Origin of the sequence: Rhizobium sp. PRIMUS64, from assembly GCF_023006465.1 — a bacterium.
GTDB lineage: Bacteria > Pseudomonadota > Alphaproteobacteria > Rhizobiales > Rhizobiaceae > Rhizobium > Rhizobium leguminosarum.
In genome coordinates this window covers 18,047-40,819 of record NZ_JALBGX010000043.1, presented here as the reverse complement: position 1 = coordinate 40,819, position 22,773 = coordinate 18,047, and the positions used below count along the sequence as shown (strand labels likewise).

Here is a 22,773-nt window from a genome sequence, read left to right as displayed (position 1 = left end):
ACCTAAAGCGAGACGAGCGAATCTGAAAGATCGCGACGCGCTTTAGTGGCAGGGAAAGCCGAGGAGATGGCGGCCGTCATGCACGAATTCGTGCACATACATGCCGTTGAACAGCGCCATCGCGCCTTCCTCGGTGCCGACGAAATAGAGGACGATCAGCATCAGCAGGCCGCCAAAGATCGCCCAGGGCAGGATCTCGCCTACAGGGATCGGCGCCGGTACCGCAACGGGCGCGAAAGTGGTGTCAGACATATATTCCTCCGGGAATGACGCGTTCAGTCGAAAGAGTGCTTGTGCAGTAGGGTCTGACTTCCAGCGCGAAGAACTTTCGACACGCTGGTCACAGTGGCGCGACCGCGCCGGACTTACACCGGCTTCCAAACCCGCAACAGCACGGTTATATCTGCACGCCGAAGAGACTGTCAACGAAACTTCACAAGCCGGCAGAGAGGCGTCCTGCTGCATAATTCCTTAAATCGGAATTGATTCAGGGATAGATTATGGAGCCATTCAAACTGCTACAGCGTCCCTTGCGCCTCTCGAAAAGACGCGCGGCGCCGGAGCCGCATTCCGGGAGATCAGAACGACCGTGAACACGCGCCTCACCTGGATCTGCCACGGCGCGACGACGGCGAACCGCAAGGCGCTGTTCCCGCTCGACGAAACGCTGGAAGGCAAGGCGGCGGAAGAAGCCGGCAAAATGGCCGCCCCGCCGCGCGCCGACCGCATTGCCATGAGCCCCGCTTTGCGTGCCCGCCAGACAGCGGAAGCGCTCCACCTCGAAGCCAGGATAGACCTCGCACTTCGTGACTGCGACCATGGCCGGTGGGCCGGCAGGTCGATCGCGGCGATAGAGGCCGAAGAGCCGGAGAACCTCATGGCCTGGATGAGCGATCCGGAAGCGGCCCCGCATGGCGGCGAGAGCTTTGTTGATCTGCGCACCCGCGTCGCCGGCTGGATGGACAGTGAATCCGCCCTCGGCGGCCATGTGATCGCCGTCAGCCACGCGGCCGTCATCCGGGCGGCTGTCGCCCATGTGCTTCAGGCGCCGCTCTCCTCTTTCTGGCTGAGCGACGTCGAGCCGCTCGCCATCGTTCGCATGACCAGCAACGGACTGCGCTGGTCGCTGCGCTTCCAGCATTAGAAACTGCTGATTCTTATCCAGCCTTGCACAAGCAAATCGCGTCATCTCTGTTGAACCCGGTTTCGCGGGGACTACTTCCTTGTCCCAAGGAGATGGAAGAATGACATATGATTGGAGTGGCGAGCGCACGCGACGGCTGCGTTTCATGCGTGTCGCCACAGTCACGGTTCTGGTTGGTCTCATCGTCAGCGTTCCGCTGCTGATCGCCACCGCCTGAAGCACGAGAAAGGGCGAGCGCTGCATTAGCACGCTCGCCTTCGTTCTTTCCCGCGTCGACTGGTCTCCTGAACCGGGATCGCCCACGACGACGCCCAGATTCCCCCAAGCCCGTCGGTCTCTCAGCGGCACAGCAACAGGCTGCTGCCTCCGATAATTCGCCTTCTGGTTTCAACAAACATTCAGACTTTCGTGATATCTCCGCGAAGGGTGGGAGATGGAGAAGGCATAATGCCGGTGTTTTTCCAAAGCAGGGCCGGAAGGCAATGCGTGTCGATCGTCGGATTTGGGGTAACCCTCTGGCTCCTCGGCACGCTGTTGCAGCTCGACGACAGCCTGGTCTCCTTCATGATCGGCTTCGGCGAGTACGGCGCCGACAAGCTCGTTCTGGCGCTCGGCATCGCCGGCGCCATGAGCTTCATCTATTCGGTGCTGCGCATCGCCGATCTGCGTAAGGAAATGGAACTGCGCGCCACCGCCCAGTCGAAGGCCGATTGGACCGCAACCCACGACCATCTGACCAAGCTGCCGAACCGCTACGCCTTCGAGCGCAAGATCCTCTCACGGCCGATCAAGGACGACGAGGCGGAGATCGAGGAGTGGGACCGCAACGTCACCATCTTCTCCGTCGACCTCGACGGCTTCAAGAAGGTCAATGACCTCGTCGGCCACAAGGGCGGCGACATCCTGTTGATCGAGGTTGCCAGACGCATCTGCGCGCTCGGCAATGCCGATTGCGTCTACCGCTTCGGCGGCGACGAATTCATCATCGTCGCCTTCGCCCTGACGGCGCAGCGCGAGGAGCGTTTTGCCAGGCTGCTGATCCAGGCCGTCACCCGGCCGATCCATATCGATGGTTTTGCCGTCGAAGTCGGCGCTAGCGTCGGCTATGACCGCTGGGTCGAGGAAGCCGAACCGCTGGAAGATGCCGCCCACCGTGCCGACCTCGCCATGTACGAGGCGAAATCACGCGGGCCCAACCATTATTTCGTCTTCGAACCTTCGATGCAGGACAAAGTTACGGAACGCGCCGCGTTGGAAACCAGGCTGCGCGCCGCAATCTCCAACAAGGCGATCAAGCCCTTCTATCAGCCGCTGATCGACCTGAAGACCGGCCAGCTCTGCGGCTTCGAGGCGCTGGCGCGCTGGATCGGCGACGACGGCGTCAACATCCCGCCGCCGGTCTTCATCGATATCGCCGAGGAAACCGGCATGATCACCGCATTGTTCGAGGATCTTCTTGCCCAGGCCTGCAGCGACGCCCTCACCTGGCCGGAGCATGTGACGTTGTCCTTCAACGTCTCGCCGGTGCAGATGGAAGACAGATTGCTGACGTCGCGCATTCTGAAGGTGCTTTCGGCAAGCCGGCTGCCACCGCAGCGCCTGGAAGTGGAGATCACCGAAAACGCGCTGATCCAGGATCCCGCCGTCGCCGCCCTCATTCTCGACGAACTGCACGCCGCCGGCATCCAGATCGCACTCGACGATTTCGGCACGGGTTATTCGAGCCTCGCCCAGCTCGCCCGCTATCGTTTCGACAAGATCAAGATCGACAAAAGCTTCATCGCCACCTATCGCGACGAAGAACGCCAGGAAAAGATCGTCCGCGCCATGCTCGGCCTCGGCAGGAGCCTCAACATCAAGACGACTGCGGAAGGCATCGAGGAGCACGGCCAGCTCGCCTTCCTGCTGCAGCTCGGCTGCGACATCGGCCAGGGCTATCTCTTCGGCAAGGCGATGCCCGCCGCCGAGGCGGGCATCTTCATCAGCGATCGCAATGCCAGCCTGGCCTCCACGGCCTGACGGGACGCCCTAAAAAACCTGACGCATGATCACGAAGAGCACGAAGGCGATCGCGATCGAGGCCGGCAGCGTCAGCACCCAGGCCATCAGCATGTTGCGCACGGTCGACCATTGCAGGCCGGAGCCATTCGCCGCCATGGTGCCGGCAACGCCGGATGACAGCACATGCGTCGTCGAGACCGGCAAGCCGAGATGATCGGCCGAGGCGATGGTGACCATCGCCACGACTTCGGCTGCCGCACCCTGACCATAGGTCAGATGCGTCTTGCCGATCTTCTCGCCGACGGTGACGACGATGCGCTTCCAGCCCACCATCGTGCCGAGGCCGAGCGCGATCGCGACCGCCACTTTCACCCAGAGCGGGATGAACTTCGTCGCGTTGTCGACCGCCTTGTGGTAGTTCGTCACTGCGCCGAGGTCGCGGGCATCCATCGGCAGCAGCTTCTGCTTGTCGATCAGCTTCAGCGCCTCGCCGATCAGATAGATGTCGTTGCGGACGTTGCCGACGAGATTGGTCGGCACCGCTTCGAGCGTCGGGTAGCCGGCGACTTCGGCACTCGTCTGGTGGATATATTGCTGCAGGGCCGGCGTCGTCGCATCCGTCCATGTCTTGTTCTTGACGGCGTTGCTGACTTCGGCCTTGTAGTCTGCGACAGCAACACCCGGCTTCACATACTTGCCGAGCGCGGTTTCCACCTGAGCCGATGCCGTCTTGTAGGCTTCGAGATAGTTGACATCGGGGGTGCGGTTCAGCGCGAAAGCCGTCGGCACCAGGCCGATCAAAATCAGCATGATGAGGCCCATGCCCTTCTGGCCGTCGTTGGAGCCGTGGGCGAAGCTGACGCCGGTGCAGGTGAAGATCAGGATCGCACGGATCCAGAGCGGCGGCGGCTGGTTGCCCTTCGGTTCGGCATAGAGCGCCTTGTTGCGCACCAGAAGCTTCATGACCAGCAGGAGAACAGCGGAAAGACCGAAGCCGATCAGCGGCGAGATCAAAAGCGACAGGCCGATATTGGTCGCCTGCGACCAGTCGACGCCGCTGGTCGCAGTGCCTGCCGGCGCCAGGAACTGGTTGGCAAGGCCGACGCCAATGATCGATCCCACAAGCGTATGCGAACTCGACGACGGCAGGCCGAGATACCAGGTGCCCAGGTTCCAGACGATCGCGGCAATCAGCAGCGCGAAAACCATGGCAAGGCCGGAGCCGGAGCCGACCTGCAGGATCAATTCCACCGGCAGCAGGGCCAGAATGCCGAAGGCGACGGCGCCGCTCGAGGTCAGCACGCCGAGAAAGTTGAAAAAGCCGGACCAGATGACGGCGAATTCCGCCGGCATGGAGCGGGTGTAGATTACGGTGGCGACGGCATTGGCCGTATCATGGAAGCCGTTGACGAACTCGAAGCCGAGCGCGATGAGCAGCGCAAGGCCTAGGAGAATCCAGGGAACGGCAACTGCGGTCGTGAGGTCGCGGCCGAGTGCATAGGCAACATATCCAAGGCCGCAGACCAGAACGAGCGCAAACAGCGGCAAGAACCACTTGCCGGCCGAATTCGAACTGTGGAGCGGGTGGGACGTGTCGCTATGAACCTGGCTGGGGGCAATATCGGCCATGGCATAGTTCCTTATTCCGTTTGCAAATTTGCCTTTTGTTAATAATTCCGCCGCGTGAAGCTCTCATGACGCCCCGACTGAACCGCCCGTAAGCCACTGATGCCGGGCGATATTGACGGTGATGCGCCTGGTACCGTCGCTTCCATAAAAGATGCCGCGTTGCGATCCCAAGCGGCGGACGATGGTTGTCTATGCAGCAACAAAGCGCGCCCCGGGCGAATAAATCCTTCCCGCCTGGACATCCGACGCTAAGTTCGGTCATCTCACACCCGCGCGGAGTCTTAGAAGACATGTCATCGACCGACCTGCTGCTGACCTTCAACACCGGCTCCTCGACCGTTAAGATCGGCATCTTCGCGATAGACGGCGGCAAGGCACGGCGCATCGGCAAGGGCGTGATCGATTTCCGCGCCGAACCGCTGTCGCTCGGCCTGACGAAAGGGCCGCAGACCTTCGAGATTCCGATGAAGGCCGAGGTGACAGAAGATCTGCACGGCGTCATCGATGAGACTTTCGCGCTTCTCGCCGATCATTTCGACATGACCGCCGCGCACGCTGCCGGCCACCGCGTCGTCCATGGCGGCGACCGCTTCACCAGGGCGATCGCCCTCGACGCCGCCGCAATCGATGCCGTCGATGCGCTGACCCCGCTTGCGCCCCTGCACCAGCCGCAGGCGCTGCGTTTCATCCGCGCGCTCAAGCATCTGAAACCGCATCTTGCCCAGACCGCCTCCTTCGACACCGCCTTCCACGCCACGCAGGACGATCTCGTTCGCCGCTTCGCCATTCCCCGCGCGCTGCATGACGAGGGCATCAAGCGCTACGGCTTCCACGGCCTTTCCTATAAATTCATCGCCGGAGAGCTTCGCCGCAAGGCGCCGCGCGCGGCAAAGGTGGTCGTCGCCCATCTCGGCAGCGGCGCCAGCCTCTGTGCATTGGATGACGGCGTCAGCCGCGATTGCAGCATGGGGTTTTCGACGCTCGATGGCATCCCGATGGCGACGCGCCCGGGCTGGCTCGATCCCGGCGTCATCCTGCATCTGGCCGATCAGAGGAAACAGTCCTTCGAGGAGATCGAAGACCTGCTCTATCACCGATCCGGCCTGCTTGGCGTCTCCGGCATCAGCGCCGATACGCGCGAGCTGTTGAAGGACGGCCGGCCGGAGGCGCGCCAGGCGATCAACCTCTTCACGCTGCGCATTGCCGGCGAAATCGGCCGCATGGCGGTAACGCTGAACGGGCTTGACGCCATCGTCTTCACCGCCGGGATCGGCGAGCATCAACCGGAGATCCGCGCAGGCGTGACCAAGCGGCTGTCCTGGCTTGGCCTTGCAATCGCCGAAAAGGCCAATGCCGCCAATGATTTCACGATCAGCACACGGGAAAGCAGCATCGCCGCCCATGTCATCGCCACCGATGAGGAACAGGTCATCGCTGACGAGGCGCTGTCTCTTCTTCGCGGCGGGTGATCCAGATCAACAGCTTGCCGGCATCCGCCGGTCGAATTGACGTTGAAGACGTTTTCGAACGGGAGAAACCCATGGAAAAGCATGTCTCGACCGCCGCTCTTACCGATGCCGAACTCACTCTGATCGACCGCTATTGGCGCGCCGCCAATTATCTCTCCATCGGCCAGATCTATCTGCTGGCCAATCCGCTGTTGCGCGAGCAGCTGAAACCAGAGCACATCAAGCCCCGCCTGCTCGGCCATTGGGGCACCACACCCGGCCTCAACTTCACCTATGCGCACTGAGCGAACATCTCTGCCAGGGCTGGCTGGAAGGCTACCTGCTGACTGGCCGCCACGGCCTGTTCTCCTGCTACGAGGCCTTCATCCACGTCATCGATTCCATGTTCAACCAGCACGCCAAATGGCTGAAGGTGACGCGGGAACTCGAGTGGAGAAAGCCGATCTCGTCGCTGAATTACCTGCTGACCTCGCATGTCTGGCGTCAGGACCACAATGGCTTCAGCCACCAGGATCCCGGTTTCCTCGTCGCCAATAAGAAGGCCGATATCGTCCGCATCTACCTGCCGCCCGATGCCAACACCCTGCTCTGGGTCGGCGACCATTGCCTGCGCACCTATGACCGCATCAATGTCATCGTCTCCGGCAAGCAGCCAGAGCCGCAATGGCTATCGATGGACGAGGCGGTGAAACATTGCGAGGCCGGCGTCGGCATCTGGCACTGGGCGAGCAATGAGGACGACACCATCCTGCCCGATCTCGTCATGGCCTGCGCCGGCGACGTGCCGACCATGGAGACGCTTGCTGTCGTCGACCTGCTGCGCCAGGCCATTCCCGAGCTGAAGATCCGCACCGTCAACGTCGTCGACCTCCTGGCACTGCAATCCAGGGATCAGCATCCGCACGGCCTGACTGACGAGGCATTCGATGCGATCTTCACCGCCGACAAGCCTGTCATTTTCGCCTATCACGGCTATCCCTATCTCATCCACCGCCTGACCTACAAACGCACCAACCACCGCAACATCCACGTCCGCGGCTTCATCGAGGAAGGCACGACGACCACACCTTTCGACATGACCGTCCTCAACGAACTCGATCGCTTCCACCTCGCCATCGAAGCGATCGAGCGTGTGCCGGGCTTGAAGGAAAAAGCTGGAGAAGCGCTCGCCGCCTTCCGTGGCAAGCTTGCGGAACATCACGACTATGTCCGCGAATATGGTGAGGATATGCCGGAGGTGCGGAACTGGACATGGCCGACGGCGTGAAGCCAAAACCAAACAGAGTCGCGCGGACCTGGTCGGAGAAGATTATCCGGCGGGAGCAATCGTCAAGCGACGTCTAAAGTTGGTGAAAACGACCGGAGCGCTGTTCCAGAATGGCCATATCGTAGGCTATGTGTCTTGAGGAAGCTCTAAGCCACTGACCGAGGAAACGACATGAAGGGTTTCGCTGCCACGCTTACCGCCGCCCGGCTGGAAAAGGCGCTCGCCTTCTACATGACGCCCGAAGCCCGGCCGGATGGCTCAACCGATACCGTCAAGCCAGCTGGGGAACGCGAGGCATACGAGACCCGCGCCGACGAACGCGCCCGCAACACGGAAGACGGCGTCGAAGCCTGGTAAGGCGATCCCCACAGGGCGACCCTCGGATGCCTGTCCGCGAGCGCGTCGCACCCGGAATGCCGGAACCCTATGCGCGTTCGAGCCGGACTTTTTCCTTCATGCGCCAGACCCGCGGGGTTTCTCCCGTATATTTAAAAAAGAAGCGCGAGAAATAGGCGGGATCGGCAAAGCCGAGCCGAAACCCGATCTCCTGAACGCTGCCGAGCGTAAAAACGAGCTGGCGTTTCGCCTCTTCGACGAGCTTGCCGGCGATCAGTTCGTGGGGAGTGTTGCCGGTCATCGACCGGACGATGCGGGTGAGATGCGTCGGCGAAACCCCAAGCTCTCTGGCATAGAAAGACGCGGGCTTGTGCGATCGAAAATGTTGCTGGATGAGCTCGCTCAGCATTTCCATCCGCCGCTCGTTCTCGTTGGGCGGAAGTTCATGCGTATTCCCCTCTTGGGAAATCCTCGCCGTCAGCCGCAGCGCCAGAGCGACATAGGCGGCCAACGCCTCGTTGCGGCCGCTGCGGCGGTTTTCGAATTCGTCGCCCAGCCGCCTCAACGTCTGCATGACATAGGCTGCCTCGGCACGATCGGGATCGAGCGGCGTCAGATGCTGCGCCGCCAGCCATTCGCCGAGCTGGCTTCGGTCGCCGGGCGGATGGCTGAGATGGGATCTCAACAGGGTGATCACCAGGCCGTCGATATCGCGTGAAAAACGAAAGCCGTGATTGAGCCCGGGCGGCACGGTGATGATGGCCGGCGGACGGATGGCATGGCTCTTTTCGCCGAAAATCGCATCGCCCGAACCGCCTTCGATGTACAATATCTGAAAGAAACTCTCGTGGCGGTGCGGGCGAATCTCCCAGTGATGCAAACTGCTGCGAGAGCGAATTGTTTCGCAATGCACCCAAAAATCCGGTTCTCGCCCGGTCTTTTCGCCGTAGAGTTCATAGGTAGGGACCTGTCTGCTCATGGGGCTCCGTGGGGCTTCGCCGACACCAATGTTCGATTAGTGCAATTTTTAGGTCGGCATGTCCATTGCTGCGGCAAGCGCGGCACGGCAGAATCTGACAAAACGCAAAAATGCAGGGAGGCAGTATTTGCGAACTCAGGTCGCCATCATCGGTTCAGGGCCATCCGGCCTGCTGCTCGGCCAGCTTCTGACCGAAGCCGGCATCGACAATGTCATCCTCGATCGTGTGAACAAGGATTACATCCTCGGCCGGGTTCGTGCCGGCGTTCTGGAGGAAGGCACCGTCGGGCTGTTGGATCAGGCCAAATCAGGCGCGAGGCTGCATGCCGAGGGCCTGCCGCATGACGGTTTCTCGCTGGCCTTCGACGGACGCGACCATCGCATCGACCTTCACGAATTGACCGGCGGCAGGCGCGTCACCGTCTACGGACAGACCGAAGTGACGCGCGATCTCATGGAGCGGCGCGAAGAAAGCGGCTCCTTATCGATCTACGATGCCGTCGATGTCGCGCCGCATGACTTCGACGGCCCTTCTCCCTTCGTCACCTATGTGAAAGACGGTGTTGCCAAGCGCATCGATTGTGACTTCATCGCCGGCTGCGACGGGTTTCACGGCACCAGCCGCAAGGCCGTCCCGGAACGGGCGATCAGGAGTTTCGAGAAGATCTATCCCTTCGGCTGGCTGGGGATCCTTGCCGACGTGGCGCCTGTCAGCCATGAACTGATCTACGCCAACCATCCAAGGGGCTTTGCGCTCTGTTCGATGCGCTCGGCCACCCGCAGCCGCTACTACATCCAATGTACGCTCGACGAGAAAATCGATGACTGGAGCGATGATCGCTTCTGGGACGAGTTGAGACGGCGGCTGCCGACGCATCATGCCGAGGCATTGGCGACCGAGCCGTCCTTCGAGAAATCGATCGCGCCGCTGCGCTCCTTCGTCGCCGAACCGATGCGTTTCGGCCGGCTTTTCCTGGTCGGCGACGCTGCCCATATCGTCCCGCCGACCGGGGCCAAGGGATTGAACCTTGCCGCCAGCGACGTCCATTACCTTTTCTCCGGGTTGATCGAGCATTACCGCGAAGGCTCGAATAGTGGCATTGACGCTTACTCGCAGAAGGCGCTCGCCCGTGTGTGGAAAGCCGTGCGGTTTTCCTGGTGGATGACGACGATGATGCATCGTTTTCCGGATACCGGTGATTTCGACCAGAAGATCCAGGAGGCGGAACTCGACTATCTCACCCATTCCCGCGCCGCCTCGATGGCGCTCGCGGAAAACTATGTGGGATTGCCATTCTGAGACGAGGATAATTCCGCATCCTCGATGCACAATCATAATCGCTAGGTCATGGATTACGGCATTTATTTCATTTTACATCACCATTTCGCATGACAAGCTAACACTCAATTTTGAGCGGCTAGCGAATACGGCGCGGGAGTGCGCCAAAAAGGGAGAGAGAGAATGAAGAAGCTATTTCTGGCCGCCGTTGCGGCCGCCGTGCTCAGCGGCACGGCCTATGCAGACACCATCAAGGTCGGCGTCATCGGCCCGTTCTCCGGTCCGTTCGCGCTGCAAGGCAAGAACTTCAAGGCCGGCATCGACGCCTATATGGCGGTCAACGGTAACAAGGTCGGCAGCGACACGGTCGAGATCGTCTATCGCGACGTGCCGCAGGCTGATCCCGCCCAATCCAAGGCCCTGGCGCAGGAACTGATCGTCAAGGAGAAGGTCCAGTATCTGGCCGGCTTCTATTTCACCCCCGATGCGATGGCGGTGACGCCGATCCTGAAGCAGGGCAATGTGCCGATGGTCATCATGAACGCCGCCACCTCGGCGATCGTCACCAAGAGCCCGCTTGTCGTCCGCACCTCGTTTACCACCTGGCAGACCTCGACGCCGATCGCCAAGGTCGCCTTCGACGCCGGCGTCAAGAAGGTGATTTCGGTCGTCAGCGATTACGGCCCCGGCATCGATGCAGAGAACGCCTTCAAGGCCGGCTTCGAAAAGGCCGGCGGTCAGGTGGTCGAGGCAATCCGCATGCCGCTTGCGACCAACGATTTCAGCCCGATCATGCAGCGCATCAAGGATTCCGGCGCCGAGGGCGTCTTCGCCTTCCTGCCGTCGGGTCCGACGACGCTCGGCTTCGTCAAGGCTTACAACGACAATGGCCTGAAGACGGCCGGCATCAAGTTCTTCGCGCCGGGCGATCTGACCCAGGAATCCGATCTGCCGGCGCTCGGCGATGCGGCACTCGGCATCCAGACGACCTTCCACTATGCCGTGTCGCACGATTCTCCGGAGAACAAGGCTTTCGTCGAGGCGGCGACCAAAGCGATCGGCAACAAGGCCGAACTCTCCTTCCCCGCGGTCAGCGCCTATGACGGCATGTATGTCATCTACAAGATGATCGAGGCGACGGGCGGCAAGCAGGATGCTGAAAAGGCCGTCGATGCGGTCAAGGGCCTTGCCTGGACCAGCCCGCGCGGCCCGGTTTCGATCGATCCCGAAAGCCGCCACATCACGCAGAACATCTATCTGCGCGAAGTCACCAAGGCCGATGACGGGACCTACATCAACAAGGAGGTTCAGACCTTCGAAAAGCAGGGCGATCCCGGCCTGGCGGCCGTCAAGTAACATCGAGCATCACGGCATGCGACGGGCTTGGGTAATGCTTCGGGCAGACTTCCGATCTCTCCGGAGCTGCCCGAAGCCCGTCGCATCGAAGCAAGGTATGTCCATGCAGACAGTCTTCAGCATAGCCGTCGATGCCTTTGCCTATGGCATGGTGCTCTTCGTCATATCAATCGGCCTTTCGGTGACCATGGGGCTGATGCGTGTCGTTAACCTCGCTCACGGCGCTTTCGCGATGATCGGCGGCTATATCGCCTCCTATGTCGCCCGCGACCTCGGCCTTGGTTATGCCACGGCAGTCATCGCCGCCGTTGTCATCACCATCATCGTCGCCATTCCGATCGAGCGTTTTCTCTTCCGCCGGATCTACGGTGCGCCGGAACTGACCCAGGTGCTGATGACGATCGGCATCACCTTCTGCGTCATCGGCATCGCCAATTATATGATGGGGCCGACGCTGAAGACCATCCCGCTTGCCGGTGCGCTGCAGGGATCGGCCGATCTCGGCTTTCGCACCATTCCCGTTCACCGGCTTTTCGTCATCCTCTGCGGCCTGGCAGTGGCGCTCACCCTCTGGTTCGCGATCGACAGGACCAGCTTCGGCGTCAAGCTGCGCGCCTCCGTCGATGATGCGGCAATGGCTGCGGCACTCGGCGTGCGCACCGAGATCATCTATGCGGTGAGCTTTGCCGTTGCCGTCGGGCTTGCCGCCTTCGGTGGCGTGGTCGGCGCCGAACTCCTGCCCGTCGAACCCTATTATGCGCTGCGCTACATGGTCACCTTCCTGGTCGTCGTCTCCGTCGGCGGCGCGGGTTCCATTCCGGGCGCGCTGATTGCCTGCCTGCTGCTGGGCGCGATCGATACGACCGGCCGGTATCTGATGCCGGAATTCGGCGAATTCTTCTTCTATCTCGCCGTGATCGCAATCATCTGCGTCTTCCCACGCGGCCTTGCCGGAAGGGCAAAATAAGATGGCGCTTGTCATGAACGACGAAAACGAACGTCTCCAGCATCGGCGCGGATTCTTCAGCCGCGATCTCGCCGGAATAGCGGTCATCATAGCCATTGCCGCGATCGGCTACTTCGCCTTCCCCGATAATCTCGCGCTTTTGACTCGGATGATCACGATCGCGCTGCTCGTCCTGTCGCTCGATCTGGTGACCGGTTATTGCGGCGTCGCAACGCTCGGCCATGCCGCCCTTTTCGGCTCCGGCGCCTATGCCGCCGGGATCCTGTCGGCGCATTACGGCATCAATGACCCGCTGCTGATGATGCTGGCCGGCATCACAGGCGGCGCGCTTGCCGGGCTGCTCTGCGGCGCCATCATCCTGCGTGCACATGGATTGCCGCAGCTGGTGCTGTCGATTGCGCTGATCAACCTCTTCCATGAATTCGCCAACAAGGCCTCGTCTTGGACAGGCGGCAGCGATGGACTTTCCGGCATCGCGCCGGACCCGGTCTTCGGCCTCTTCGAATTCGATCTCTACGGTCACACCGCCTTCTTCTTCGGAATGGCGCTGCTGCTGATCGTCTTTGTGCTGCTACGATTACTGGTCCGCTCGCCCTTCGGCATGCTCTGCCACGCCATCAAGCAGGATCCGCTGCGCATCCGCGCCATGGGCGCTTCGCCGAAGGCAGCTCTGATCAGGATGTACGCGCTCTCCGGCGCCGTTGCCGGTGTCGGCGGCGCCTTGAATGCGATTTCGACACAGGTCGTCGGCCTCGACAGCCTGTCTTTCACGCAGTCGGCCGAAGCGCTTGTTATGCTGGTGCTCGGCGGAACCGGTTCTCTCTTCGGGGCGCTCTCCGGCACTGTCATCTTCATGCTCTTCGAGGACTATGTCTCGGCCGCCAATCCCTTCCATTGGCTGACCATGGTCGGCGCGCTGCTGATCGCCGTCGTGCTCTTTGCGCCGAAGGGTCTCTATGGCACATCAGCAGCCTTCGTTAGCCGCCGCAGGGAGCAACGCTCATGAGCCCGGTCTTCGAAGTCGCCAATCTCAAGAAAGCCTTCGGCGGCCTTGCCGTCACCAATGATGTCTCGCTCACGATGTCCCCAGGCGATCGCATCGCGTTGATCGGCCCGAACGGCGCCGGCAAGACCACCTTCGTCAACCTCGTGACCGGTAATCTCTCTCCCGATTCCGGCGAGGTTCGCCTCGGCGGCGAGGTGGTGACGAAGGTCGACGCGATCGGAAGGGTCAGACGCGGCCTTGTGCGCTCCTTTCAGGTGACGCGGCTCTTCCAGGACATGACGCCGGCCGAACATGTGGGACTTGCCGTCCTTCAACGCGACGGGAAGACCGGGCGCATGTTCGGCAATTTCCTGCGTATGCCCGACGTCATGGCAGAGGTCGACGATCTCCTTGGAAAGCTCGGACTGGCTTTGCTGATGCATCGCAAGGTCAGCGAGATCGCCTATGGCCAGCAGCGGCTTCTCGAGATCGCCGTAGCGCTTGCGCTGAAGCCGAAGGTGCTGCTGCTCGACGAGCCGGCAGCCGGCGTGCCGCAAAGCGATACCGGCCGCATCGAGCAGGCGCTGGCCGATCTGCCTGCCGATCTCGCCGTGCTGATGATCGAACACGACATGGACCTCGTCTTCCGTTTTGCCAAACGCGTCATCGTGCTTGCATCAGGCGCGATCATCTTCGACGGCCTGCCTGAAGACGTCACCAAGGATGCGCGCGTGCGCGAGGCCTATCTCGGGAGCTATGCCAATGCCAGCCATATCGCTTGAGGTCGAAAATCTGTCGGCCGGATATGGGCCGACAAGAGTGCTCGAAGGCATTTCCTTCTCCGTGCCGGCAGGCGCCCGGCTTGCCGTGCTCGGCCGCAACGGCATGGGCAAGACCACGCTGTTCGCAACGCTCGCCGGGCAGACCAGGCGATACGAGGGCAGCATCCGCCTCGGCGGTTCGGATGTCAGCGCAACACCGAGCGCCACGCGCGCGCATAAAGGCCTCGGATATGTGCCGCAGGCACGCTGCATCTTCCCGACGCTGACAGTCGAAGAAAACCTTTTCGTTGGCTTGAAGTCGCGACCGAAGACGGCACTGGAGGAAGCCTATGTGATGTTCCCGCGCCTGAAGGAGCGCCGCCGCAATCTCGGCAGCCAGCTCTCCGGCGGCGAGCAGCAGATGCTCTCCACGGCCCGCACCATTCTCGGCCGCCCCTCCGTCCTGTTGCTCGACGAACCGCTGGAAGGCCTCGCCCCCGTTATCTGCGAGGAATTGATGGCTGCCTTCGCCGACCTCGCCAAGACAGGAGACATGACCATCCTGCTGGTCGAACAGCGCATCCAGAGCGCGCTCGATTTCGCCGATCAGGTCGTCATTCTCGAACGCGGCAGACTGGCCTGGACGGGAACGCCGCAGAGCCTCACCAGCGATCACGAGGCTGTCGAGAGCCTGCTCGGGGTCGGCGGCCTGCATTGATGGGATGATCGGCAGAAGCTCGTGCTCTGCTAATTGCTCCCCTTTCGCTTTCAAGATTGCTCTTGGCGCGCCGAGCAATTCATGCAGTATATCGTCATGACGACGTCATGATTGACCTGTCATTATTATCCTGCCTGAAAGTTTTCCGCTGGCCGAATTGATGGATCGCCTGAAAAGGCGAGAAACACCATGATCGATGAAGCGGCAGCAACGTAAGATCAGACGTAAATCCTGGTTCATAATCAGGATCGACGTTTTTGCCGCTCCCTTTACTTGTACGGTTGAGCTGCAATCGACCGGAATGTGTGGCGTTGACGGGCGGAATTGCTCTGACGCTCCCTCAATTTTGGTTGCCAGATACCCGATAGGGTTGCATAGTCGAGCAGAAAATCACACGGGAGGTAGAAATGGCAAACCACAAGCCGGTCGCAGGTGATGTATACCAGCCTATTTTCAACATCGACAACCCGATCGACGGCAACATCCTGGACAATACCAGTTCGGTGGATGCCGACGGAGATCAGGTGCGTCTCAACTTCGTCAATGGACAACGCATTCCGCAACCGGCCGATCCGAACGGGCCCGCCACGACCACCACAGTCGAGGGAAAATACGGCACGCTGACCGTCTATTCCAACGGCAACTACACGTATGAACTCGATCACTCCAACCCGGTGGTATCAGCGCTCGGCCCGGGAGACCAACTCGTCGACCAGTTCAATTTCAAGATCTCGGATGGCAAAGGCGCCACCGATTTCGGCTTGCTCAACATCGCGGTCGACTTGCCGGAACATGGCGACGTGTTCGTCAATTTCGAGGATGTCGGCAAATATGACTTCCCGACGGGCTACAAGGGCTTTGATTGGGGTGCTTGGCACGATGGTGACGACGCAACGGTACAGAAGGAAGCCGACGGCAACCATTATCTGTCAGGCGGAGTGTTCTGGACACCCATCCAAGCCGCCGATGGCGGTCACTTTCAGATCGAGCAATTCAGTGTCGCAAACGGCACATCGGACTATGACAACGTTCTGACGATCGAAGGTAAGCTGAACGGCGATACCGTATTCTTGGTCACGGTCAACGTCACCGCCGACAGCATTCATGACCCGCAAGTGATCGATCTCAGCGCCTACGGCGACATCGACTATCTCGTGCTCGACACGGAGCCCGTCATCACAGAGACGAGCGGCCCGGATTATTATGGCGCGCGATACGACAACTTTCATTTCATCGTTTGACGGAGGGGGAAAGGGGCGTCGTATCGCCGAAATCTTTGCATCTTCGCCAAGCGCTCTCTGCTGTGGCTATCTGATACCAATATCTTGCGATAGCTGACCGGGTTGCGTCTTGCTAGCATGGGATCGTGCGAGGAGGCACGGTTATGCTGGGATGGAGGAAATGATGCAACCAGTCGGGATGAGGTTAGCGGCGGTCATGTTCTCGCTTGCCGTATGGGCTATTATTATCGCTGTCGCATCCCACCTTTGGGTGACGAAGATGCCTGTATTGCTTTTGACGCTCTACAGATAGGCCTGTCCTCGGCGTTGGCGGAAATGCTGCAGGAGGTCGAACTGCTTTTGTCCCCTCGCCGCGACGTTTGACGCTGCGATCAATGTGCTACCACGGCCTTCGGAACCGGCTCAAAATCGAGCCGAAAAAATCGCTAATTCTGCAATAAGGAGATGGTAGCGGAGGAGGGATTTGAACCCCCGACACAAGGATTATGATTCCTCTGCTCTGACCTACTGAGCTACTCCGCCACTGGTCAACGATACCCGCTCGCGAAGCGATGCCGGTTCGTGGGATGAGCGGCTTATAAGGTGCGCTTCGGCTTTGTGTCAAGCGCATGATCGAGAAAAACGGTGGGCTTTGCCGGCCGTCGTTACCTATCGGTTTCAGGCGGCGACCGGGCTGGCCAAGAGGACCTTCAGGCAGGCTTCCGCCGAAGGTTCGCGCTCGGAACGTTCGATGAAACCGCCGCCGAAGACGCGGGCGTTGTCGCCGGGGGCGGAATAAAGCGCGCAGGCCTGGCCGGGCGCGATGCCCGCCTCGCCGACCGTCAGATCGACATAGGTGCCTGTTGCATCGATATGCAGCACGGCGGGTGCCGGCGACCGTGTCGAGCGGACCTTGGCGTAGCAGGCAAAACCCTTGCCGGAGGCGGCTTCCGCAAGCGTCTCGTCGCCCAGCCAGTTGACGTCGCGCAAGTAGACGCGGTGCGTTTCCAGCGCCTCCTTCGGCCCGACGATGACGCGGCGCGAGCGGGCGTCGAGAAAAACGACGTAGAGCGGCTCGCCGGTGGCGATGCCGATGCCGCGGCGCTGGCCGATCGTGAAGTGCAGAATGCCCTCATGGGTGCCGAGCACGCGGCCGTCGAGATGGACGATCTCGCCGGCGAGCGCCGCATTCGGCTTCAGCTTGGTGATGACGTCCGAATATTTGCCCTGCGGCACGAAGCAGATGTCCTGGCTGTCGGCCTTCTTGGCAACGACGAGGCCCATCTCTTCGGCGAGCCTGCGGGTCTCGGCCTTCGGCAGGCCGCCCAGGGGAAAGCGGAGATAATCGATCTGTTCCTGCGTCGTGGCGAAGAGGAAATAGCTCTGGTCGCGGTCGGCATCGGCAGGGCGGAAAAGCGCGCGGCGGCCGGGATTTTCGGGCGAAGGGTTCGGTCCCGAGCGGATATAGTGGCCGGTCGCCAGTGCATCGGCACCGAGCTCCTTGGCGGTCGCCAGAAGATCGGCGAATTTGACGGTCTGGTTGCAGGAAACGCAAGGGATCGGCGTTTCGCCCGCCACATAGCTTTCGGCGAACGGGTTGATCACGGTCTCGCGAAATCGCTTTTCATAATCGAGCACGTAATGCGGGATGCCGAGTGTTTCGCAAACGCGGCGCGCATCGTCGATATCCTGGCCGGCGCAGCAGGAGCCGGCGCGGTGAACAGCGGCGCCATGATCGTAAAGCTGCAGCGTAATGCCGAGCACGTCGTAACCCTGCTGTTTGAGAAGGCCAGCGACAACGGATGAATCGACGCCGCCCGACATGGCGACGACGACACGGGTCTCTTCCGGCTTCTTGTCAAAATCCAGTGTGTTCAACGATGGTGCCAATTCTGCGCGGTCACGATCCGCCCTTGCGCTGCAATTGCGGCGGATTGCTGATCTCCGGCGGGATCGGCCGCCGTCTCTCGATGAGGCATCGATATAGAAAGGATTGTCCTTGGGCGCAAGGGGCAGCCTTCGGGTACCGATATTTCGCATTCCCGTGTGAAGAGAAGGCGCAGCCAAAGCCGCGCCTTGGAAGCGGGGGGTGCGGCTCAGGTGCCGATCAGCTTGTTGCAGGCGAATGCAATGCCCGGATTGGCGATGATGGCGGTTACGAGCGCCAGTCCGATCATCGAGAATGAAAAGCGTTTCATAAACATCCTCCTTTCCAGCCCACGACAATTATGCGGCTTCGCCCACCTTTCTCAAAATGACGAATGCTTGATGGCATCCGGCGGCACGCATTTCCCCGGACGCCACTCCCAGCTGTCGCTTAAACGACTCTATCTGCGTGACGAAGCCGTCTTCAGAGCGCGGCCGTGGATCAGCGCCTCTGCCTCGTGCTGCGGCATCGGCCGGCCGAGCAGATAACCCTGCACCTCACTGAAACCTTCAGCGCGCAGCTTCTGCAACTGCTCTTCCGTCTCGATCCCTTCGGCCAGCGTCGTCGCGTTGAAGCCGGAACCGATGCCGACGACGGCGCGCACGATGGCGAGATTGCCGGCATCCGTCTCAATGCCCGAAACGAAGCTACGGTCGAGCTTGATCTTGTCGAAGGGGAAGGACCTGAGATAGCTCAGCGACGAATAACCGGTGCCGAAATCGTCGATGGCGATGCGAACACCGAGCTCCTTCAATGCGCGCAGCCGCGGCAGGCTTTGGTCGGCATCAGTCAGGAATACGGACTCGGTGATTTCGATTTCAAGCCGGTCGGAATTGAGGCCCGTCTCGTCGAGCGCCGCGACCACGGTCGAAAGCAGGCTCGCATGCCGAAACTGGCTGACGGAGAGATTAACGGCGATCCTCAGATGCGCGGGCCAGCCGGCGGCCGTGCGGCAGGCTTCCCGGATCACCCAGTCGCCGATCGGCACAATGAGGCCGGTCTCCTCGGCAAGCGGAATGAATTCCATCGGCGCCACCAGCCCGCGCTTGGGATGGCGCCAGCGGATCAGCGCCTCGAAGCCGCCGATGCCGTCATTGTCGAGCTGCACGATCGGCTGGTAGTGCAGTTCGAACTGGCGCTTCTCCAGCGCCTCCCACAGTTCGGCGGTCATCACGTGCCGGCGCTCGGCGGCAAGCCGCATCTCCGCCTCGTAGAAGCGATAGGTCGACCGCCCGCTCTCCTTGGCGGCATAGAGCGCCAGATCCGCATGCCGCATCAGCACGTCCGCGTCGCCGGCATGATCCGGCGCCAAGGCGATGCCGATGCTGCAGGTGACATGCTCCCGGGCGCCGTCGAGATCGAAGGCACGGCTGAGCGCCTTGAGCAGCCGTTGCGCAAAACGCCCGGCCCGCTCCGGCTCGTCGAGCTCCAGTACGACGGCGAATTCGTCGCCGCCGAGGCGGGCGACGAGATCGCCCTCCTCCGCCAGCTGCAGCAGCCGCTCCGATACTTGGCAAAGCAGCGCGTCGCCGGCGGCATGTCCCTTGCTGTCGTTGATATGCTTGAAGTGATCGACGTCGATATAAAGCAATGCGATCGGGCTGTCGGCGGTCGCCTCGACCGCCCGCCGGTTGATATGTTTGGAAAATGCCGCCCGGTTCGGCAGGCCGGTGAGCGGATCATGCATGGCGAGATGGGCAAGCTTTGCCTCGACGGAGCGCTCCTCCGTCACGTCCTGCGAGATGCCGAGCAGATAACGCGGCGCTTGGCCCTCCGGCGTCGGCAGGGCGCGCTTGACGGTGCGCAGGAGGCGCGGCACACCATCGGCGCGCAGCATGCTCTCCTCGAAGCTGATCGCCGTATTGGCTTCGAAGGCCCGGCGATCCTGCTCGCGGAAGGCGTCTGTCTGACTGGGGGGAAACAGCGCCCGGTCGGTTCGGCCGACCACGTGCTCCGCCCTCATGCCCACAATGTCGCCGCAGGCCTCGTTGAAGAGAACGTAAAGCCCGTCCGCTTCCATGTCCTTGACGAAGACGCCGACCGGGAGGTTGTCGACGATGCTGTCGAGAAGCGAGCGCGTATCGCTGATCTGGCGTCTGGCGGCATTGACCTCGGTGCGGTCCTGCACGATCGCCAGGATTGCCGCTCGGCCCTCGAAACGCACTTCTCGGCCATAGGTCAGCACTTCGAAGGTCTCACCACTCGCCTTGAGGTGAACCCAACGCTCCGCCTTTTCCATGTCGGTACGGCCGCTGACGGCGTCGACCATCCGTTCCCGCTCATGCTCAGGGCGGATATCCAGAACCGTCATGCGCCGGTATTCGTCCGCGCCGTAGCCGTAAAGTGCTGCCGCCGCCTCGTTGACGATAAGAAAGCGCAGCGATGCCGGATCATAGACCCACATCGGCGACGGATGCGTTGCAAACAATGACCGGAAGTCGTCGTTTAATGCTTCGGTCTGCTCGGGCTTCTGCAAGGGGGCCATGGAAATTCGCGTGCGGTTGATGCCGATGCCAGGGATATACCGAGAAAAGTTAAATAAAATCAGAATCATACTTAGGGTTAAACTTTAGGCTTCCGCCTTCAGAATGTGCAAAGCGGCGGCCTGCTGTCACGATCTCGGCTCTCGATAAAATAATTTGGGCGTCCTGGAACAATTACGTCGATCGTGCGTTGCGGGTGATCGATGTCGCATTCGAATTGCTGAGGAGGGTTTCATGGGCAGGTTCGGCACGACGACGGATTACAGCAGAATCAGACATTGGATCGAGGCGCGCGGAGGCCATCCCGCCCGAATCAAGAACGCACCGGACAGCGAAACCGTCCGCGTCGATTTTTCCTCGGAACCGGAAGAGATTTCCTGGGACGAATTCTTTCAGGGCCTCGACGGCAGCAGGCTCGCCTTCCTTCACCGCACGAAGGCTGAAGACGATGTCGCCCGTTTCGGCAAAATCCTCCGCCGCAAACGCCGGCACCACTAATGCATGCCGCCCAAAAGTGTGCATCGGTTTTGGGACCGCGACATGCATCAAAAAAAGATTTAAAGCGCGACGCGCTTTAAGATTCATCGATTCCTGACACGAAAAAACCCGGCGCCGTTTCCAGCGCCGGGTTTTTCATTTCCTCGGGAGGAAAAACTCAGTCGATATTGAAGGTCAGCGGCTTTGCCTGGCGAACCGCCTGGTGGGCGGTCAACTCAGCAAGCACGGCGTCATCAACCTTGCCGTCGACATAGAGCAGCGCGATGGCGTCGCCGCCCTGCTTGTCACGGCCGAGCTGGAAGTTGGCGATGTTGACGCCGGCAGCACCAAGCGTCGTGCCGATGAAGCCGATCATGCCGGGAACGTCGGTATTGGTGATGTAAATCATGTGCGAGCCGACATCGGCATCGAGGTTGATACCCTTGATCTGGATGAAGCGCGGCTTGCCGTCCGAAAACACCGTGCCGGCGACCGAGCGCGTCATGCTTTCGGTCGTCACCGTCAACTTGATGTAGCCGTCGAAGACGCCGGTTTTGTCGCGCTTGACCTCGGAAAGCACGATGCCCTTTTCCTTGATCATGATCGGCGCCGAAACCATGTTGACGTCGGCGACCTGCGGACGGATGAGGCCGGCGAGAACAGCACTTGTCAGCGCCCGCGTGTTCATGTTGGCGGTGATGCCGTCATAGAGGATTTCGATTTCCTTGATCGGCTCTTCGGTGACCTGGCCGACGAAGGCGCCGAGAACATCGGCAAGGCGGATGAAGGGCTTCAGGATCGGCGCTTCCTCCGCCGTGATCGACGGCATGTTGATGGCGTTGGAGACTGCACCATTGACGAGGTAGTCCGCCATCTGTTCGGCCACCTGCAAAGCGACGTTCTCCTGCGCCTCGGTCGTCGAGGCACCGAGATGCGGCGTGCAGACGACGTTCGGCAGGCCGAAGAGCGGGCTTTCCTTGGCGGGCTCGACCTCGAACACGTCGAAGGCGGCACCCGCGACATGGCCCGACTTGATTGCTTCGGCAAGCGCTGCCTCATCGACCAGGCCACCGCGGGCGCAGTTGATGATGCGCACGCCGGGCTTGGTCTTTGCCAGCGCTTCCTTGTTGAGGATGCCGCGCGTCTTGTCGGTCATCGGCACATGCAGCGTGATGAAATCGGCCCTGGCGAAAAGCTCTTCAAGTTCGACTTTGGTGACGCCCATCTCCTCGGCGCGCTCCTTGGACAGGAACGGATCGTAAGCGACGACGTGCATCTTGAGGCCGATGGCGCGGGCACAGACGATCGAGCCGATATTGCCGGCGCCGATGACGCCGAGCGTCTTGCCGGTGATCTCGACGCCCATGAACTTCGACTTCTCCCACTTGCCGGCCTGCGTCGAGGTATCGGCTGCCGGAAGCTGGCGGGCGACGGCGAACATCAGCGCGATCGCGTGTTCGGCTGTCGTGATCGAGTTGCCGAAGGGCGTGTTCATGACGATGATCCCGCGGCGCGAGGCGGCCGGGATATCGACATTGTCGACGCCGATGCCGGCACGGCCGACGACCTTGAGGTTCGTAGCCCCCTCGATGATCTTTTCCGTCACCTTGGTGGCAGAGCGGATGGCCAGGCCATCATACTTGCCGATGACTTCGAGCAGACGGTCTTTGTCCTTGCCGAGCTGCGGTTCGAAATCGACTTCGACGCCGCGGTCGCGGAAGATCTGGACGGCGGTTTCCGACAATTCGTCGGATACGAGCACGCGAGGTGCCATG

At 61.0% G+C, this 22,773-nt stretch carries 19 protein-coding genes, 1 tRNA gene, 1 pseudogene and 1 riboswitch; of the genes and pseudogenes, 14 read left to right on the top strand and 7 right to left on the bottom strand.

The window, feature by feature from the left end:
- Positions 1–42 precede the first annotated feature (42 nt).
- On the bottom strand, positions 43–252 hold the full coding sequence (locus MOV76_RS18340) for a CbtB domain-containing protein (protein WP_003542661.1): 210 nt from the start codon (positions 250–252) through the stop codon (positions 43–45).
- Between the two features lie 51 nt (positions 253–303).
- Positions 304–379: riboswitch (cobalamin riboswitch) on the bottom strand.
- A gap of 210 nt (positions 380–589) precedes the next feature.
- Between MOV76_RS18340 and MOV76_RS18335 the strand changes: the two genes are divergently transcribed.
- Both MOV76_RS18335 and MOV76_RS18330 read left to right on the top strand, forming a co-directional pair.
- A complete protein-coding gene (locus MOV76_RS18335) occupies positions 590–1,144 on the top strand; it encodes a histidine phosphatase family protein (RefSeq protein ID WP_247265036.1) in 555 nt (184 codons plus the stop codon).
- 447 nt (positions 1,145–1,591) lie between these two features.
- On the top strand, positions 1,592–3,163 hold the full coding sequence (locus MOV76_RS18330; protein ID WP_018243414.1) for a bifunctional diguanylate cyclase/phosphodiesterase: 1,572 nt from the start codon (positions 1,592–1,594) through the stop codon (positions 3,161–3,163).
- 9 nt (positions 3,164–3,172) lie between these two features.
- Here MOV76_RS18330 and MOV76_RS18325 read toward each other — a convergent pair whose 3' ends face one another.
- A complete protein-coding gene (locus MOV76_RS18325) occupies positions 3,173–4,774 on the bottom strand; it encodes an inorganic phosphate transporter (protein ID WP_166480867.1) in 1,602 nt (533 codons plus the stop codon).
- A 290-nt stretch (positions 4,775–5,064) separates the two neighbouring features.
- On the opposite strand from MOV76_RS18325, the gene MOV76_RS18320 reads away from it, so the two are divergent.
- From MOV76_RS18320 to MOV76_RS18305, 4 genes and pseudogenes are all read left to right on the top strand, one after another.
- Complete coding sequence (locus MOV76_RS18320; protein WP_247265035.1) at positions 5,065–6,243, top strand: acetate/propionate family kinase; 1,179 nt, start codon at positions 5,065–5,067, stop codon at positions 6,241–6,243.
- 71 nt (positions 6,244–6,314) lie between these two features.
- Positions 6,315–6,527, top strand: coding sequence for a hypothetical protein (locus MOV76_RS18315; RefSeq protein ID WP_247265034.1), 213 nt, complete (start codon positions 6,315–6,317; stop codon positions 6,525–6,527).
- Positions 6,521–7,510: pseudogene (locus MOV76_RS18310) on the top strand (phosphoketolase); the annotation flags it as partial. The gene MOV76_RS18315 and the pseudogene MOV76_RS18310, both read left to right, overlap by 7 nt.
- A 171-nt stretch (positions 7,511–7,681) precedes the next feature.
- A complete protein-coding gene (locus MOV76_RS18305; protein WP_247265033.1) occupies positions 7,682–7,867 on the top strand; it encodes a hypothetical protein in 186 nt (61 codons plus the stop codon).
- A gap of 67 nt (positions 7,868–7,934) precedes the next feature.
- On the opposite strand, the gene MOV76_RS18300 is transcribed toward MOV76_RS18305, so the two are convergent.
- Entirely contained in the window at positions 7,935–8,825 is an 891-nt protein-coding gene (locus MOV76_RS18300) for a helix-turn-helix domain-containing protein (RefSeq protein WP_247265032.1), read from the bottom strand.
- A gap of 127 nt (positions 8,826–8,952) precedes the next feature.
- Between MOV76_RS18300 and pobA the strand changes: the two genes are divergently transcribed.
- The 7 genes from pobA to MOV76_RS18265 all read left to right on the top strand — a co-directional run bounded on the left by pobA (position 8,953) and on the right by MOV76_RS18265 (position 16,132).
- Entirely contained in the window at positions 8,953–10,125 is a 1,173-nt protein-coding gene (pobA, locus tag MOV76_RS18295) for a 4-hydroxybenzoate 3-monooxygenase (RefSeq protein ID WP_247265031.1), read from the top strand.
- 162 nt (positions 10,126–10,287) lie between these two features.
- Positions 10,288–11,460: an ABC transporter substrate-binding protein gene (locus MOV76_RS18290; protein ID WP_247265030.1), complete on the top strand. Its 1,173-nt coding sequence runs from the start codon at positions 10,288–10,290 to the stop codon at positions 11,458–11,460.
- Positions 11,461–11,563: 103 nt separating this feature from the next.
- Positions 11,564–12,427, top strand: a complete 864-nt coding sequence (locus MOV76_RS18285; protein WP_247265038.1) for a branched-chain amino acid ABC transporter permease — start codon at positions 11,564–11,566, stop codon at positions 12,425–12,427.
- Position 12,428: 1 nt separating this feature from the next.
- Positions 12,429–13,433 carry a branched-chain amino acid ABC transporter permease gene (locus tag MOV76_RS18280; RefSeq protein ID WP_247265029.1) on the top strand — a complete coding sequence of 335 codons (1,005 nt, stop codon included), beginning with the start codon at positions 12,429–12,431 and terminating at the stop codon, positions 13,431–13,433.
- Complete coding sequence (locus MOV76_RS18275; protein ID WP_247265028.1) at positions 13,430–14,194, top strand: ABC transporter ATP-binding protein; 765 nt, start codon at positions 13,430–13,432, stop codon at positions 14,192–14,194. The genes MOV76_RS18280 and MOV76_RS18275 overlap by 4 nt, the downstream gene beginning before the upstream one ends.
- A complete protein-coding gene (locus tag MOV76_RS18270; RefSeq protein WP_247265027.1) occupies positions 14,175–14,891 on the top strand; it encodes an ABC transporter ATP-binding protein in 717 nt (238 codons plus the stop codon). Before MOV76_RS18275 ends, MOV76_RS18270 begins: the two co-directional genes overlap by 20 nt.
- Positions 14,892–15,298: 407 nt before the next feature.
- Positions 15,299–16,132 carry a VCBS domain-containing protein gene (locus tag MOV76_RS18265; RefSeq protein WP_018243426.1) on the top strand — a complete coding sequence of 278 codons (834 nt, stop codon included), beginning with the start codon at positions 15,299–15,301 and terminating at the stop codon, positions 16,130–16,132.
- Between the two features lie 445 nt (positions 16,133–16,577).
- Here the strand turns inward: MOV76_RS18265 and MOV76_RS18260 are convergent.
- From MOV76_RS18260 to MOV76_RS18250, 3 genes are all read right to left on the bottom strand, one after another.
- A tRNA-Met gene (locus tag MOV76_RS18260) sits at positions 16,578–16,654 on the bottom strand.
- 135 nt (positions 16,655–16,789) lie between these two features.
- Positions 16,790–17,989 (bottom strand): tRNA 2-thiouridine(34) synthase MnmA, encoded by a 1,200-nt coding sequence (gene mnmA / locus MOV76_RS18255; protein WP_247265026.1) that lies wholly within the window; start codon positions 17,987–17,989, stop codon positions 16,790–16,792.
- 449 nt (positions 17,990–18,438) lie between these two features.
- The gene (locus MOV76_RS18250) at positions 18,439–20,592 is read right to left on the bottom strand and encodes a bifunctional diguanylate cyclase/phosphodiesterase (protein ID WP_247265025.1); all 2,154 of its coding nucleotides are present in this window, start codon (positions 20,590–20,592) and stop codon (positions 18,439–18,441) included.
- A gap of 163 nt (positions 20,593–20,755) precedes the next feature.
- Here MOV76_RS18250 and MOV76_RS18245 point away from each other — a divergent pair, with 163 nt between their 5' ends.
- Entirely contained in the window at positions 20,756–21,019 is a 264-nt protein-coding gene (locus tag MOV76_RS18245) for a hypothetical protein (RefSeq protein ID WP_018068984.1), read from the top strand.
- 157 nt (positions 21,020–21,176) lie between these two features.
- Here the strand turns inward: MOV76_RS18245 and serA are convergent, their stop codons facing one another.
- Positions 21,177–22,772 carry a phosphoglycerate dehydrogenase gene (serA, locus tag MOV76_RS18240; RefSeq protein ID WP_003542699.1) on the bottom strand — a complete coding sequence of 532 codons (1,596 nt, stop codon included), beginning with the start codon at positions 22,770–22,772 and terminating at the stop codon, positions 21,177–21,179.
- Position 22,773: the final 1 nt, after the last annotated feature.

Excerpts from the sequence above, each read along its gene's own strand:
- MOV76_RS18270 (WP_247265027.1), top strand. The coding sequence starts at position 14,175 with ATGCCAGCCATATCGCTTGAGGTCGAAAATCTGTCGGCCGGATATGGG.
- MOV76_RS18245 (WP_018068984.1), top strand. The coding sequence starts at position 20,756 with ATGGGCAGGTTCGGCACGACGACGGATTACAGCAGAATCAGACATTGG.
- MOV76_RS18330 (WP_018243414.1), top strand. The coding sequence starts at position 1,592 with ATGCCGGTGTTTTTCCAAAGCAGGGCCGGAAGGCAATGCGTGTCGATC.
- MOV76_RS18325 (WP_166480867.1), bottom strand. The coding sequence starts at position 4,774 with ATGGCCGATATTGCCCCCAGCCAGGTTCATAGCGACACGTCCCACCCG.
- MOV76_RS18275 (WP_247265028.1), top strand. The coding sequence starts at position 13,430 with ATGAGCCCGGTCTTCGAAGTCGCCAATCTCAAGAAAGCCTTCGGCGGC.
- MOV76_RS18285 (WP_247265038.1), top strand. The coding sequence starts at position 11,564 with ATGCAGACAGTCTTCAGCATAGCCGTCGATGCCTTTGCCTATGGCATG.
- MOV76_RS18280 (WP_247265029.1), top strand. The coding sequence starts at position 12,429 with ATGGCGCTTGTCATGAACGACGAAAACGAACGTCTCCAGCATCGGCGC.
- MOV76_RS18300 (WP_247265032.1), bottom strand. The coding sequence starts at position 8,825 with ATGAGCAGACAGGTCCCTACCTATGAACTCTACGGCGAAAAGACCGGG.
- MOV76_RS18265 (WP_018243426.1), top strand. The coding sequence starts at position 15,299 with ATGGCAAACCACAAGCCGGTCGCAGGTGATGTATACCAGCCTATTTTC.
- MOV76_RS18305 (WP_247265033.1), top strand. The coding sequence starts at position 7,682 with ATGAAGGGTTTCGCTGCCACGCTTACCGCCGCCCGGCTGGAAAAGGCG.
- serA (WP_003542699.1), bottom strand. The coding sequence starts at position 22,772 with ATGGCACCTCGCGTGCTCGTATCCGACGAATTGTCGGAAACCGCCGTC.
- MOV76_RS18250 (WP_247265025.1), bottom strand. The coding sequence starts at position 20,592 with ATGATTCTGATTTTATTTAACTTTTCTCGGTATATCCCTGGCATCGGC.
- MOV76_RS18320 (WP_247265035.1), top strand. The coding sequence starts at position 5,065 with ATGTCATCGACCGACCTGCTGCTGACCTTCAACACCGGCTCCTCGACC.
- MOV76_RS18340 (WP_003542661.1), bottom strand. The coding sequence starts at position 252 with ATGTCTGACACCACTTTCGCGCCCGTTGCGGTACCGGCGCCGATCCCT.
- MOV76_RS18290 (WP_247265030.1), top strand. The coding sequence starts at position 10,288 with ATGAAGAAGCTATTTCTGGCCGCCGTTGCGGCCGCCGTGCTCAGCGGC.
- MOV76_RS18315 (WP_247265034.1), top strand. The coding sequence starts at position 6,315 with ATGGAAAAGCATGTCTCGACCGCCGCTCTTACCGATGCCGAACTCACT.